Source organism: Algoriphagus confluentis, assembly GCF_036245625.1.
In the GTDB taxonomy this organism is placed as follows: domain Bacteria; phylum Bacteroidota; class Bacteroidia; order Cytophagales; family Cyclobacteriaceae; genus Algoriphagus; species Algoriphagus confluentis.
In genome coordinates, this window is sequence record NZ_BTPD01000015.1 from 1 (window position 1) to 14370 (window position 14370).

Genomic DNA, 14370 nt, shown 5'->3' on the forward strand with positions numbered 1-14370 from the left:
ACGGGTAAGTATCCCCATATACAGCACTCGATCTGCTTTCCAGATTTGACACCGCATTCGGTCTGAATGAACCGGTCTGTGCCGCCGAATCGGAAAAATAAGGCAGATATTCACGTACATTTCTCCCAAAAAGATCGTATTGGATCGGTGTGATCAAATCCTTTCCCTCCTCGCTTGACCTTCTCTTCACATTCTGAATCGGCCTGCCAAGGCCATCCACATAATCGATAGACGTGTAGGTTGCAGAATCGGGAAGGGTAAATGGGTTGGCAATAGTAGTATAGGTCTCACGTATCTTATGAGAGACTACATAATTCTGATTTGTCGATTGGGAGAATACATATCCTGCACAAAAAACAAAAACCACGATAAAAAAAACTATTCTGCACATGGGATCAATTTCTGAAGTTGTATGAAAATTTCTCTAAAATATGATTGTCATGGTCACGTATCTCCATCAACCTTCCAAATCCGTCATATACATAGGAGGTGTTTCTGCCATTCAGATCTGATATTCTGGATATTCCGTGGTGAGAACCATAGATAAAATGTGAAACAAATGCTTGTGGCAGATTCGATCTTACCGTATTTACCTGAGCTACAGTCAAATTCCTCCCATTGTCTCCTAAAGTCAGCGTCCCACCTAAAGCAGCTAAAACCTGAGCATAGGTAGCACCCTGAACCTCAAGAATCAATTTTCGCCCAAGATGTCCCCATATCATCGTTGAAATGGTGCCGTCTCTTTTTAAGACCTCACGAATATTTCCTTGGTTATCATAACTGTTAATAACCACGATATTTGAAAAGGTCCCTGCATTCATTCGCTCTTCCACCCGCTGGGTAAGAATTTGATTGGTGTTGTAAGTTGAAAAAATGACGTTACTCTCAGCCCGGTTATTCCCATTTACCATCTTTTTAGTATTTATCAGCTCCTTCAATCTATTTTGATTGAAAAGAGCAGAATTATTGGTCGATGAAGGGAAATCAAAAGTATTCTGAATCACATCTCCTTCACTGGATGTAGTCGATACTTGAGAAATCTGGTAATTATGTGTGGTATTGTAGGTAAAAGTCTGGGTAGTAACAAGTGCATTTGCCCTTTGATACTTTTTACTAACTGACTGAGTCAATTGAGGAAATTGCCGTCTATACCCGCCAACTCTATAATGATATTTATAAGGCAAGGGACCGCTTTGAATACAAAATAGATCAGTTCCTGCAGGATCTGCACCACAACCCTGAGGTTGAGGAGGGCCACCAAATCCCGCGATTAACATAACGTTGTAAACCCATCCAATTTTTGTGGGGTCAGAAGGGCTTGCTACTAAAACCAAATTATGGTAATAATTATCCCGCCCGAAAAAGTGTAATCCTCTTATATTGTAAGGTTGAGCTATCTCAATATTATCGTAAGTATTGAGTGTTTCTTCGGCGATATTAAATGAACCTGTGGTGCTTTCATAGGAGTAAACTGCCTCTCTTGTCATTTTTCCCAACAAAGGACTACTTGTCACAAATGGACCGTCTACTACTTCACTTTCATTCTGAAACTCAAGGACTTTTAAATGATACTCACCTGCATCGTTGGTGCTTAACTCAGAAACCTTGGTGTATGTAAAATTCATTCCGTTCCCCTGCATCAATGAGGAACCTGATCGTTCGATATAAGTACAATTCACATAACCAAGCTGAGAATCAAACCCTTGTCTATATTGATTCCTTTCCAACAAGGATGCATTTTGCTTTATGCCAGATGAAATATAATTGCCTGAATTTACGAGGTTAATTATTGCAGGTCCGTTTAAGCTTGAACCGTCTGCATAGTAATAATACTTTTTACTTGCCAAGGTTCCGGAAGCGGAATAATCCTCGATTTGCTGGATCCTTAATCCTGCAGAGTTTTTGTATTCCGGAAGTGAGGTATTTTGGAGATAGGCAACCGTCAACTGCATGGTGGCATTTTGATTTGTATTGTTGGCCATGGCAACATTATATACCTGACCGGCCTCCAGGGTGATATAAACCTCTTGATTAATTGCCTGCGAATATTGTTTATAAATTATATCTGTCCCACTCTCCCAAACCAAATCACAAAGGGTTTTACTTCCTTTGTATAAGGCTATCAATTGAACTTGAGAAGAAGCATCCGTATTCTTTGTAAAGGTTACTTTGTAACTTCCAGTTACAGGGGCGGTAAAAGACTGATATTGAACATTCAAAGTAGTCCCAACAATATCATCGCAATAGGCCTCAGGGGTACCCGATGTCCATACGTTGTTGTAGGCATTTTGCCAAACGGCAGAAGTGGAATAGGAATATTCTATATTCGACTGATAGGTAAAATTCGTGAATCCCTTGGTAGGATATTTAACAGAGGTCAAGATTCCTGCTTTTTGAAAACCAGAGCTCACCTCTCTATTTGCTCCATTATTTAAGGTAGAATTATAGGGCAGTAAGGTTTGATTGGAGTTCATTCCATTATAATATCCAAAAAAATCTCTTGCTTTGGAGTCTCTGGATGGCAATGCGGTTGAGTTATAGGAAAATTCATAAACCTGCGGATTTGAAGAGGAAGCGTTGTCCCCATGAAACGCTACTGATTCAAGTTTTAGCCTCTTTTGAAGATGATTACTTCCCGTACTGAAGTAACTTCGGTTAAATTTCACAAAACTAGTTGCTGTACCATATTCATCATTAAATCTAAGCTGGCTGATGGCAGTTTGACCTGGCAAATCGTCTCTTGACACCCTGGAAATAACCAATTGATTAGCAGAGGCGGAACTGAAAGCAACGCTTTGAAGCACCCTTGAGGTAATCTTATAAAACGGATTCAAGTTTGGGGTGGAGGAGAGAGCGGCACAATTCAAAGTAGAAAATCCATCCAGCGAGTAGAAGGAAACAATTGGTTGATCATTGGTCCAGGCTTCAAGAGCGTAATTAAAAGTTACCGTTTCTTTCAGCTTTCCTGTAGTGATTGTCGTTAGCTTCCATGCAGAAGTGAAAGTCCTAGATACTTCGGCAGAATTATTCTCGTAGTAATTGGTCACCTCTTTTGCGCTGTTATAACCAAACTGATATACATTTCCCTGACCATCGGTGATTTGCCAAGAATCAATTTGTCTTACTCCATTGCTTGCAGTTATTAAGTTGGGCACGACTTTAATCTCAGGATTATCTATACAATAACCTGTGGAGGTAGTGTAATCAATAACAAGAGTACCCGTCAGACCATTAACACTTAGTGTATAGGTATCCGGTTGACTGTCTATGTATCCTTTTTCGACCTGTTCGGTGAATTTCAAAAATCTAACCGGCCATTCCTCTGCCCAATTGCTTCCCGTTTGGATTCTGCTTACAAAATTATTATTTGAAAGGTTGTTATTTATAAAATGGTTGTATTGGGATACCACAGACGAGGCCCCTGGAAAATTTGAAGTGGAATAATAGGGATAATAGGCCGGGGTCGCAGCGGTATAATCATCAGGAAGCCCCTTGACATTTCTGATAACCATCCCTCCTATTTTGAGATTCCAACCCAAACCCACTTCTGAAGCTATTTGGTCAACTCTAATTCCTGAGGCATCATAAGTGGGTTCTATAGGTATCGTAATATCCCTTCCCTTAAGTTGTCCAATAGGAACTGAAATATTAGGAACCCCTGTGAAGTGGGAAACTGATGTGTTTCCATACTTCGCAAAGGCAAATGCTTCAGGAGATTTGGGTATCTGTATAATATCCTCAAGCTTGGGAACAGCAGGTAATCCCGGAGGTGACTGAGCCTTTAATCCCCCAATTGTACACAAGGTGAGGGAAATAAAAATGCTCTTTCCGCTCAAAAGTTGGACTAGTTAGGCTGCGGTTTTAAAGTTATAGAATTCATTTGGTGTTTTCATATTTAAGGCCGAGTGTGGGGCAAAGGTATTGTATTCGTTTACCCAATGAGGGATCTGCTCGAGAACGATTTGAGCGGAATCCAGACAGTTTTCATAGACATAATCTCTTTTAAAGGTTGCATTCAATGCTTCGCACATACCATTGGATTGTGGTGAATAGGTTGGGGTATTACAATCGTCAATATTCCAAGATTTCAGGCTCTTTTTAAGGTTCTTTTCAATGAACTCTGGTCCGTTATCATGAAGGAATTGGAGTTGCCCAGTTGGCGGAAGGTTCTCGCCAAAACGGCTGTATAAGGCTTCTTGAACCATTAATTCAATATCTATTGCCTGCATATGTTTTCCTGCTCTCCAGGCGATAATGGATCGGTCACAACAATCCATCAAAAAGGCCACCCGAAGTTTTTCTCCGTTCCAGCATTTAATGGAAGTAATGTCACTAGCCCATCGGGTGTTTGGCTCCGGCACTGCGATCTGTCCGGAATGTATCCTGCTACTGCCTCTGGTGCGATGACGAGTAATCAATAGGTCTTCTTCTTTCATAAACCGGTGCACAATGTACTTGGTCACCTATAGGCCATAGTCTCGCTTGAGCAAGGCTTTGACCCGGGGGACACCATAGGTAGATTTCTTTGCAGTGATCTCTAGGATGGCGGTTTTCATCTGCTCGCATAGCTCTTTGCGAGCCGTACTTTTGCGCTCAGGATAGGGTTTTGGTTTGTAGTACACGGAGGACTTCGGCACCCCTAATGTCTTGATGGTCTTGTTCATACTCAATCCGAATTCCCTGGATAACGATTCAATTTCTTGTTTCGTAGTTGATCCATTTCTAACTTTTTTTTTAGGATTTTGATATCCAGCGTGGATTCTCCAAGGGCCTTTTTGAGCTCCTCATTCTCTTTTCTAAGCATTTCCAATTCGGCTTTGGAGTGCAGGTCTCCTTGATTTTTGATACTCATAATCGCTCCTGATTTAGCAAGTGAACGCCAGCTGTATACTTGACTGGTGATCAGTCCATGTCGCCGACAATATTCTGGGCAAGATAAGCCAGAAGACTCCCAATCTTCTACAATAAAGGCTTTTTGTTCTGAGGTAAGTAATTTTCGACCACTCGAGGAGAGTCGGGCATTCTTGATTAGTTCTTCGATCATTTTGTTCCTAAGTTTAGGCAACAAAACTGGTCCAGTTATTTAAGCGGTTAGAAACAAATCGTGAGATCCTCAGATAGGATTTTTTGGTTTCCTGGGAAACAGAATCTCAAACAAAGAAGTAGAATTCTCAAGCCTAAGATTCTCAGTTCCCTTACCAAGAATTTCCAAGTTTTTTCTTAAGTAAAATTTTAGAAATGATTTTTCCATTGCGATATCAATTTGATAAGTAATCTCAAAAAAAATAAATCTTTTAGGTTGATTTTTATGCAAAAAAGGTTGACATTTATTTAAAATTCAGAAAAAATGATGAAACACAGAGGAAGAAAAATAGCGAGATACCGCAATTTTAAAGGTATTAAGCAAGATTCATTGGCTAAACAACTCAGAATTTCTCAAACAGAAATGTCAAGAATTGAAAGCCAAGAGACTATTGATGAATTACTATTCAGCCAAATCGCCGAGGCATTAGGAGTCTCTTCTGAGTTTTTGGACAATTTTGATGAAAATACAGCTCTTTATAACATTTCAAACAACATTGAAAATTCACCAATTTCAGAGAATTCTACTGGTATAAATCAAGTTTTTAATCCTCTCGATAAAGTTGTTGAGTTGTATGAGAGACTTTTGGAAAGTGAAAAAGAGAAAATCGAGATGTTGAAAAAATTAAATAACCAATAATAATGGAATCTATTTTCGAAAAATTATCATACCATAAGGGAAGGAAAGTTGAACGTATCAGAAAGTTACGGGGATTGAGCCAAGCGGATCTAGGAGAGAGGCTGGGAGGCATAACAAAACAGGCGGTTTCAAAGCTGGAACAATCAGAAAATATTTCTGATGAAAAACTTCAACAAATTGCTGATGCCCTTGAAGTTACTCTAGAAGGACTAAAGGGGTTTAGTGAAGAAAAAGTCCTCTACAATACAATCAATTTTTATGAAAATAGTGGTGTAAACGCATCAAGCATAAATGCTAATGTTGAAAACATCAACAACCCACTTAAGGAAACTATAGAAGTCTTTGAAAGACAACTCGAAAAGCTAAGAGAAGAATTTATTAAAGTATTGAAAGAAAAGTAAAATGAACTCCCTTTCAACAGCCCTAACCCTAAAAAATGAGCTTGATAAACTTCGCCCAATCCCAATTGAGCGCGAACAATTGATCATGCAAAAATTTCGGCTTGATTGGAATTACCATTCTAATAATCTTGAAGGGAATTCACTCACTTTTGGGGAAACCAAGGCTTTGATTTTGTTCGGAATTACGGCCCAGGGAAAACCGCTAAAAGACCATTTTGAAATTACCGGACACGATAAAGCGATCAAGTGGGTGCTGGATGTGGTCAAAGGTGAGTATCACCTGACTGAAAGCTTTATACGGGAACTACATACCCTACTCCTCAAGGAACCCTATGAAGTGGACGCCATCACTCCCGCTGGACATCCCACCAAGCGTTGGATTCAAGTCGGTCAATATAAAAGTGTCCCCAACCATGTATTGACTAAAACCGGGGAAATTTTCCGTTTTGCCTCAGTGGAGGAAACCCCATCCTTGATGCATGACCTGATCGAATGGTATCGATCAGAAAGCCTCAAGTCAGATGTAAATCCGATTTTGCTGGCAGCGGAATTCCACTATCGTTTTATCCGAATCCATCCCTTTGATGACGGAAACGGCCGAATGGCCAGAATTCTTATGAATTTCATCCTCATTCATTTCGGCTTTCCTCCGTTAATCATCAAAACAGAGGACAAACAGAACTACTTTTCCGCATTGCGTCAAGCTGATGCAGGGATGATCGAGCCCTTTTTTGAATACATTATTAAAAATTTAATCCGGTCATTGGAAATAATGATTTCGGGAGCAAAGGGAGAATCAATCGAAGAAGATGATGATATAGATAAGGAGATAGCGTTGTTGAAAGGGAAAATGATAAGTAAATCAAAGGAAGAAAGGCCATTTATCAGAACGAAGAAGATGGTACTTGACTTTTACGATAACTCTATCGTGCCACTTTGGAAAGAATTTGTAAAAACCTGTGAGGCCTTTGATGATTTTTACACCGAAAATAACAAATGGATTTCTTCTGACTCAAAAAGAAATAATACAATAGCACAAGTAATGATGATTAGAAGCAGTCTTACAGAAAAAACAAATTATATAGAACTTTCATACCATCATAAAAATTTAAAGAAAAAAGGAGATGAAGATTTTCATTTTTCTGCTGAAATTGAAATAAGTTTCAATCAATCAAACATGATTAAATTGTTTTTGTCACCAACCAATAAAACAATGTTTGAAAAACCATATAGCTCTGACCTAACAAAAATTGAAATTGAACTTTTATGCAAAGAAATCAAATTAGAACACAAAAAAGCACTTGAAGGAAGAATTTAGAGATCAAAACTAAAAATTGATTAGTAAATCATTTTTCAAGAAAACATTTAACTTCTGACTATTGGAGTAGATGAACCCAAAAAAGTTATTTCCGTAATTTTTCCAGGACTTTTAAGAGGCCGAAAAATTCCAGAATAACTTTTTCTACCACTTACACACTTATCGGGATACTACCCAGAAGAACTTTTCCTAACACTTACACACTTATCGGGACGCTACCTTAAAATTATGGCCACTTTGACAGGTGGCCATTTTTTGATTGAATCATCGTTTTTAGAACTATCCATTATCCCACCATCGGTTTACATTTTCTTTCCCTATCACTTTCCCGACCATTTCAATTAACCAGTGGAAATCAAACAGTATAGAGTAATGGACTCTGTTTAGCCCGGTTTCTTTCATGTTGATGTATTCAGTTTGTAGAAAAATCGTTCCAACGACTGAAGAAATCAATTTCCCTACATCAAGGAGAAAAGACATATCTTCCCAGAAAGTAGGAATATGGGGTACCTCCTCCAAGTGCTCATTGTGTACAATGTATTTGTCCCTGACTATTTTTAGATGATTAACCTTAGACTTGACCAGTTGTGAATCCAATATGCTTTTTAGATATTCAAACAGTTGTCCTTTACTTTCAATAGATTTACTTCCAAAAGGGGTTTGAGTAAGTTTTTCCAGCTTCTCAAATTCCTCAAAATATTCCAGATTAAACGGGAATTCGGCATCTATTCGATCCTCAAGTGCCAAAAGGGAGTCCAAAGACCTAACCTGAAACGCTCTATTCCGGCTTTTCTTATCGTAAATCTTTGATAAACTAAGGATCGTCTGATTCATAGCAGGTTCCTGCATATAATTCAATGCACTTCTTTCAGCACTTTTTGGAGCCGGATTGATTAAATGAGCATGCTCACCAATAGTTCTATAAACGAAATAGTGCCTTTCAGCCATGATAAGGTCATGTGCCAGTCCTTCTTGAAAGAATTTTTGTAAATCCATGGTAGTGTGGGTTTAGAAATGATTTGATATAACCATGATCAATTTAATAATACCCGAAAAGAAAAAACAGGGCTTCGAATTCCTAGTCAGACACTAGATGTCGGCGTTAATTAAAAAAAGGTTACATCAATTCTGAGAGGATGAATACCTTTGGATGGTAAGGTTATGAAAACCTTCACCTCAATTATCGCTACTGGGTTACGCATAATTAGAAGGAATTTGGGATTTTGGCCTAATTCAATCTTAATGGAATTGCATTTGATCCGGTGAGGTACGTTAATTCATAGGCTTTATATACCGTTCTCCCCTTATTTACTCCCTCACCTTATTAGTTTATTCCAACATATACTCCCCAGATCTTAGCCCTTTAGTTATTCTGCTAGCCAAAGTACTTGTTCTCACTCAAAAGAGACGATAAATTGAAATCCAACCACTTCATTGAGACATTGGTGCACCGGATATCTAACTTCAGCATAATGAAGTCTGCTAGGATTTCAGTTCGAAGGCAATATTGAGGGCAGTTTTGGGGGGGTAGGAGGCGATAAATTGGTCAAAGGAGATTTGAAATTTAATTTCTTATTTAACAGGTACTTTCCCTTTTCAGGTTAGAATTTCTAGATCTATCTCTGACATTTGTTGTCAAATAGGGAAAGGCTTGGCAAGAAAATACTTCGGATTTTAGATATTCCCACCTATCAAGACAAAATAGAATTTCTATGGCAGGTATAGCATGTTTGATTGGGGAAGCAATGCTCAGCTTTTCCAATGCGGAATTTTTGCTGGATAATCTTTTTCGAAAAATAGGTCTGACCAAAAAGAAGTTTGATTATATGGCCATCAGCAGTACAGGTCAAAAAATCAAGGAGTATAAAGCCAAACTGATAGAGTCAGAGTTGGATGTGGCTCCCCGGATTGCTTACCTTATCGAGGAAGTTGATTCCTTCCGGGAGCTGAGAAATGTCCTGGCACATTCAATTATTCTTTCTAATAGCTCTGGTGAACAAGAGTTTATGACACATAAGTTTTATAAAACCAAAGAAGGAATTAGTCGCTACACAGCTGTATTTACAGCTTCGCATTTGAGCATTCAAATTCAGGAGTTTAGGGAAGTTTGCCAAAGCTTGAATGAAATACTTAAGGAGCTGGATTAGTTTCCATTCGTTCATTGGAGTAATTATTGTGTTTTGGTGTTGATCAAAAATTTGTGGTTTTATAAGGTACTATGGAAAAGGAAATCGCTGAAAAAGTAGGGATATTTCCGTTTTTTGCTTGAGCGGGATTTTTGGATCTATGATTTGAGAATAGCCAGTCTTGGAGTAGTCAAATTATCATTTGGACTGGGTGGGATTTGTAATTCCACCCTAATATCCTTTCCAAATTTCAATTGGCTTTTCTAGCTTATCTCACTCCTCCCCTCCAGGAGTGTGCGATCATTCAGTGTAGAATCCAAGATTTGAAATCCCTTGGCACTTCTCAAGCTTACTCTCGCTGATTATCAAAAGTTTGGTTGTTTCTACCTCATCCCTCCTTCTCCATAAGGAGAAGGCGATCATGCAGTAGAAAGCTCAAGGCTAGTAATCCATTGCGGCTTATCCTACAATCGATTTGGCTGATTATCAAAACCTTCGTTTTGCTAAGAAAGGGGATTTTGGGGAAGAAAAAATACCGGGTAGTGGGAATTTTATTACCTCATCCCTCCTTCTCCTTAAGGAGAAGGCGATCATCCAGTAAAAAGCTCAAGGCTAGAAATCCATAGAGGCTTATCCAACAATGGATTCGGCTGATTATCAAAATCTTCGTTTTGCTAAGAAAGGGAATTTTGGGGAAGAAAAAATACCGGGTAGTGGGTATTTTTTGGGGTGAAATTGAAAAAAATCGGGTAGGAAGTAAGGATTTTTGGGTGGGAAGTGCTGGATTTTGGGATTGCAAATCCCAAGGATAATAGGTGAATACTGTATCTACATTGCTTTATAATCTCTGTAATTTTTTTTAACCTAAACTCCCCAGAGTCCGAAATTTCCAAAGACATCCTTGGAGTTAGTCCATTACTTATTAAACAAAAAAGGATGGGTTTTAGAAGATCGTTAATAAAACCTTCATCGAATGGGCAGTTTATAAATACATTAGATTCAAATGAACTCATTACCTATCCTTTGGTGGAAATGGATCATTGCCATATGATCTTTTGTCCTGAATGATCCCATTTCCCTTATGGATGTAAAGCTCTGTCCTTTCACTTTTACTTAACTTGACAGCATATTCAACAGCTTTTTCCTTAGTGGAGAAATTCCGAGATGACCTTACTGCTCCAGATTTTTTTACAGCCCACCCAGAACTTTTTGATGGAACGACATGATTTGATTTCTTAGCCATTTCAGTGTTTTTTATTAAGGTAACGAAAATTCGAAAGTCTTGATTCATAGAGAATCAAAATTATATCGAATGTGCTCTACAAAATTTGGAAAGAAAGTGGGCATGCAGTAGAACATTCAATGCCCCGTATAACACCTTAAATCTCTTTACAATCTAGCAAGTTTTTCATTTTTAAAATTCTTAAAAATTTGTCGGTAAAAAATAAAGCCGGAATTTCCGGCCCATTATTATTTCGTTAGCTCTAGTTGTTTTTTCGATTTCTCTAGCTGATCTTTAATCTTTTCAATAAATCTCTCAGACATTACTTCAGAAGCTTCCTCAGAAGTCATATTCGGCTCAATCTTTTTTGGCCGTTCTCCTTTAGGATAAACTAGATTTGAAAGCTTTTCAATATAGTTATCCTCTTTGGATTTTGTTCCTTTAAACATTAACCATTCCATGACTATTTATCGCAAGTAGTTTTTAAAGAAATTTGTATTAAGTTTTGGGTCAAAATAATGCTTTCGCTTTATCCAAACCATACCATCCCCCTTTGAGATGATAGCCACGTCTACTGGACCTCCTACACTCTCCTCAGCGAAGGTAATCCTCCGTTTTAAATAAGTTAAATAAATCAAACTCTCTGCCATTTCTGCCAAATCCTCTTTTGACAGTGTTTCAACTGCATTCATTAGAGGCTGTATATGCTTTAAACGCTTATATTCATCATTTGTTTCGAGGATACTATCCATAAGAGACTGAATATCAATGCCCTCAATCTGCTTAGCTAAATCTTCATCCTTGTTTCTTACGATACCAGCTAACAGCAAATTATATTTTTTAAAGGCTTTTTCAAAATTTTGATTTATGGTTTCTTCAAATTGGGGATCAATTCCCTGTAAAATCGTATCAATTACATCTACCTGAGCAAATGGGCAAATTGCTCCATCTAAGCCTTTTCCTATGACAGCAGACGCATCTTCATCCACAAAGTATCTAAGTCGATTTGACATAACAAATGAAACCTTAATTGGTAAAAGTTGAGGAAAAATCTCTTCGTCTCCAAAGCCCGTGAATACCAAACCTGTATATTCACTAGAAAAAGATTGTTCGCGTGTGTAAAGCTCAAAATATAATTCAACAAAAAGACGGATTAAATCTTCTGAAAAAACAAATTTATCTTTCGATGGAGAACCATCCAGACAATCTTTAAAATATTTCACATACTCACTTGAGAATTCTGACAATTCAAAGACCTCAAAATCAGGAAGTTTTTTGGAGTTCTTTTTTATCAAACCGATATAACTTTTGATCTTATCTGCAAGATCAGAGGAGGCCTTTTTGGGAATTTCATCAAGACTTAAACTAGCATAGTCATTATTTTCCTGCATTAAATCCCTCAATAGGCCATTTACAATTGACCTCAAGGTCCTTCGTACCTCATCCAACGAATTGTCAGCAATATCAAAGTAGTTTTTGGCTCTCAAAAAATTTAAGAAATCCTTTTGATATTCATCAACTGTTCCAAATGATCTGTCTCCTAATTGCTGCCTATAAACCTTTATTATAGTTTCCCATGGAGTTCCCATAAAACTAGCAGAATTATAGATTAAAATCGCTATCGGATGATACTTTGAAAGACTAAAATCTTATTAGCCCCATTGAAAATCTTAACTCCTTTACCATTCCCAATCGTAACTGCGCTATCTGCGGCAATTGCAACTGCGTGTTTATTTAGAACTCCTACAACTGCTGTCATTTTGTTTCATAGTTTATCTCAAAAAAGAAAAAATCTTACCTCCAACCATACCCAGTAGTAGGTGTTTTTCAAATTATCTCGCCCCTTCACAAATCCACCTTGCTACCTGTCCCAGGCCTCATACCCTGCGAACTGTCTCTCAGCTAAATCTTTTCATAGAAAAGATTTTTAACACTCTGTCCTCTACTAGAAGATTTTTTTAAGGCTTACCCTCACTCCTTTAAGAGAGGGCGATCATATTGTGTAAAGTCCAAGATCGGTAATCCAAAAGGACTTAACTCGTTTACTCTTCCTGATTATCAAAAGCTTCGTTTTGCTAAGAAAGGGAATTTAAGGGAAGAAAAAATACCGGGTAGTGGGTATTTTTTAGGGTGAAATTGAAAAAAGCAAGGGGGAAGGGAGTAATTTTTAGATGGTAATGTATAAATTTTTATATGACTCGAGCGTTTTGGCTCTCCGGCCACCGCATCCCACATACCTTAATTACCAAATAAGAAACCAAAACCATTAAAAAGTGGGTGAAACCCAAGCATTCGGAAAGTGTCAATCAAAGAATTATTTTTCCATTAACGTCCTAGCAAAAGCGGCAAATCTGTTTATATCTTTTTCCTCTTGATTATACACTTCAATAAGGGCATCGGAATATCCCATTCTTGACGAATTCATAACCGATTCAGCTCCATGACGAGCTGCTCTAGCTCTAATTACCGGTTTGGCTTTTTGACCCCTTCCTTTTTTAACCTTTGTAATTGCTGAATTTTGTTGCTTTTTCATTTTTTCAATTCATTTATTGGGCTTGAAGTTGAAGCTTGAAGAATCCTAGGCCGATTCCCTTTTGGAACATCAGTACTGATTAAGCCAAAGGAATCAAAAGGCTGGATACCAAGATCAATTCCATCTTTTAGTAAGAAGTAAGTGTTCAATGGATCATTTGCATATCCATCAAATATTAATCCAATTGGCACATACCTCCCTGATTCAATAAACCGTCCAATTGCTCGAATAGTTGCCTTTCGACGATCCAAATTTACACATACCAGATGTGTTTCATATCCCAAATTTTTGAGTGTATACCCCATCTGGTGAACACCACTTAATTTATGTCCTATTTTTGGGATTACCAAATTCATTTTGCTCTCTACAGCCAATTGGAAAAGTGGTTTAAAGTTAGTCGGTATTTCTATTCTCGGTGCTCCAAAAACTAACACATCTGATTCATTGTGAACAAGTGATGCTCCACCGAGCCCATCCTGAAATTCAGGCAATTTTCTTTTCGCAAAGTCAGAGTCCAAAATTATTGCACCAATCGTGTCCGCCAGTTCATTAGCAATTCCAGATTTACCGGAAGCCGGAAGCCCAATAATCACGATTGCTTTATTCTCAAATTTGGGATCAGTAATTGGAATTGCTCCTCCATTTCCAAGTTTTATTTCATCATCTGTTTCAGTTCTCTGCATGGAGAATAATTCAGTTACGATTTGAGTACGCAAATTCCACCTATCCTCCTCCCTCGCGAATCTTCTTCTTCTATGCTTAGTACTACCCAATGTGCTATCCACATCCGGAATGTGGTGGATCTGAAATTCTCCCTCCTTAATCCTCTGAATCACATCGTCTAAATTTTCAGGACGATACTCAAGAACCCGAACAAGAAAATGTTCAATTAAGTCATTATCGTCTAATCTTCTGGAGAAAGGATGCATTTTTTCAACACTAAGTAGTTCCTATTTCTTCTTCTTTTTGTCAGGAGCCTGTGTCAAAGCAGATCCGGCAGCCGTCTTCGCATTTTTGGATGACTTCGGATCCTTCAAAACTTTTGAAG

Annotated in this window: 15 protein-coding genes; 4 read left to right on the plus strand and 11 right to left on the minus strand. The window is 38.1% G+C overall.

The features are described from left to right. The 5 genes from AAA943_RS18645 to tnpA form a co-directional block, all read right to left on the minus strand. On the minus strand, positions 1–391 hold a 391-nt coding region (locus AAA943_RS18645; RefSeq protein ID WP_338225813.1), incomplete at its 3' end, for a DUF6443 domain-containing protein. A gap of 4 nt (positions 392–395) precedes the next feature. Continuing rightward, a complete protein-coding gene (locus AAA943_RS18650) occupies positions 396–3836 on the minus strand; it encodes a hypothetical protein (protein ID WP_338225815.1) in 3441 nt (1146 codons plus the stop codon). A 12-nt stretch (positions 3837–3848) separates the two neighbouring features. Then, the gene (locus AAA943_RS18655) at positions 3849–4436 is read right to left on the minus strand and encodes a DDE-type integrase/transposase/recombinase (protein WP_338225816.1); all 588 of its coding nucleotides are present in this window, start codon (positions 4434–4436) and stop codon (positions 3849–3851) included. A gap of 27 nt (positions 4437–4463) precedes the next feature. Further along, entirely contained in the window at positions 4464–4664 is a 201-nt protein-coding gene (locus AAA943_RS18660; RefSeq protein WP_338225817.1) for a hypothetical protein, read from the minus strand. A gap of 2 nt (positions 4665–4666) precedes the next feature. Then, positions 4667–5044 carry an IS66 family insertion sequence element accessory protein TnpA gene (gene tnpA / locus AAA943_RS18665; protein WP_338225593.1) on the minus strand — a complete coding sequence of 126 codons (378 nt, stop codon included), beginning with the start codon at positions 5042–5044 and terminating at the stop codon, positions 4667–4669. A gap of 303 nt (positions 5045–5347) precedes the next feature. Between tnpA and AAA943_RS18670 the strand changes: the two genes are divergently transcribed. From AAA943_RS18670 to AAA943_RS18680, 3 genes are read left to right on the plus strand one after another with little or no spacing between them, the layout of a single operon-like run. Then, positions 5348–5722, plus strand: a complete 375-nt coding sequence (locus tag AAA943_RS18670; protein WP_338225818.1) for a helix-turn-helix domain-containing protein — start codon at positions 5348–5350, stop codon at positions 5720–5722. Between the two features lie 2 nt (positions 5723–5724). Next, positions 5725–6123 (plus strand): helix-turn-helix domain-containing protein, encoded by a 399-nt coding sequence (locus tag AAA943_RS18675; protein WP_338225819.1) that lies wholly within the window; start codon positions 5725–5727, stop codon positions 6121–6123. A 1-nt stretch (position 6124) separates the two neighbouring features. Beyond that, positions 6125–7441 carry a Fic family protein gene (locus AAA943_RS18680; protein ID WP_338225820.1) on the plus strand — a complete coding sequence of 439 codons (1317 nt, stop codon included), beginning with the start codon at positions 6125–6127 and terminating at the stop codon, positions 7439–7441. A gap of 279 nt (positions 7442–7720) precedes the next feature. Here the strand turns inward: AAA943_RS18680 and AAA943_RS18685 are convergent, their stop codons facing one another. Beyond that, a complete protein-coding gene (locus tag AAA943_RS18685) occupies positions 7721–8437 on the minus strand; it encodes an AbiU2 domain-containing protein (RefSeq protein ID WP_338225821.1) in 717 nt (238 codons plus the stop codon). Between the two features lie 716 nt (positions 8438–9153). Here AAA943_RS18685 and AAA943_RS18690 point away from each other — a divergent pair. Continuing rightward, a complete protein-coding gene (locus AAA943_RS18690; protein WP_338225822.1) occupies positions 9154–9588 on the plus strand; it encodes a hypothetical protein in 435 nt (144 codons plus the stop codon). Between the two features lie 991 nt (positions 9589–10579). On the opposite strand, the gene AAA943_RS18695 is transcribed toward AAA943_RS18690, so the two are convergent. The 5 genes from AAA943_RS18695 to AAA943_RS18715 form a co-directional block, all read right to left on the minus strand. Continuing rightward, the gene (locus AAA943_RS18695) at positions 10580–10810 is read right to left on the minus strand and encodes a DUF2188 domain-containing protein (protein ID WP_338225823.1); all 231 of its coding nucleotides are present in this window, start codon (positions 10808–10810) and stop codon (positions 10580–10582) included. 227 nt (positions 10811–11037) lie between these two features. Then, positions 11038–11250, minus strand: coding sequence for a hypothetical protein (locus AAA943_RS18700; protein WP_338225824.1), 213 nt, complete (start codon positions 11248–11250; stop codon positions 11038–11040). Positions 11251–11256: 6 nt separating this feature from the next. Next, positions 11257–12378 carry a hypothetical protein gene (locus tag AAA943_RS18705; protein ID WP_338225825.1) on the minus strand — a complete coding sequence of 374 codons (1122 nt, stop codon included), beginning with the start codon at positions 12376–12378 and terminating at the stop codon, positions 11257–11259. A 725-nt stretch (positions 12379–13103) separates the two neighbouring features. Further along, entirely contained in the window at positions 13104–13322 is a 219-nt protein-coding gene (locus AAA943_RS18710; RefSeq protein WP_338225826.1) for a hypothetical protein, read from the minus strand. Further along, complete coding sequence (locus AAA943_RS18715; protein WP_338225827.1) at positions 13319–14251, minus strand: zeta toxin family protein; 933 nt, start codon at positions 14249–14251, stop codon at positions 13319–13321. The genes AAA943_RS18710 and AAA943_RS18715 overlap by 4 nt, the downstream gene beginning before the upstream one ends. Positions 14252–14370: the final 119 nt, after the last annotated feature.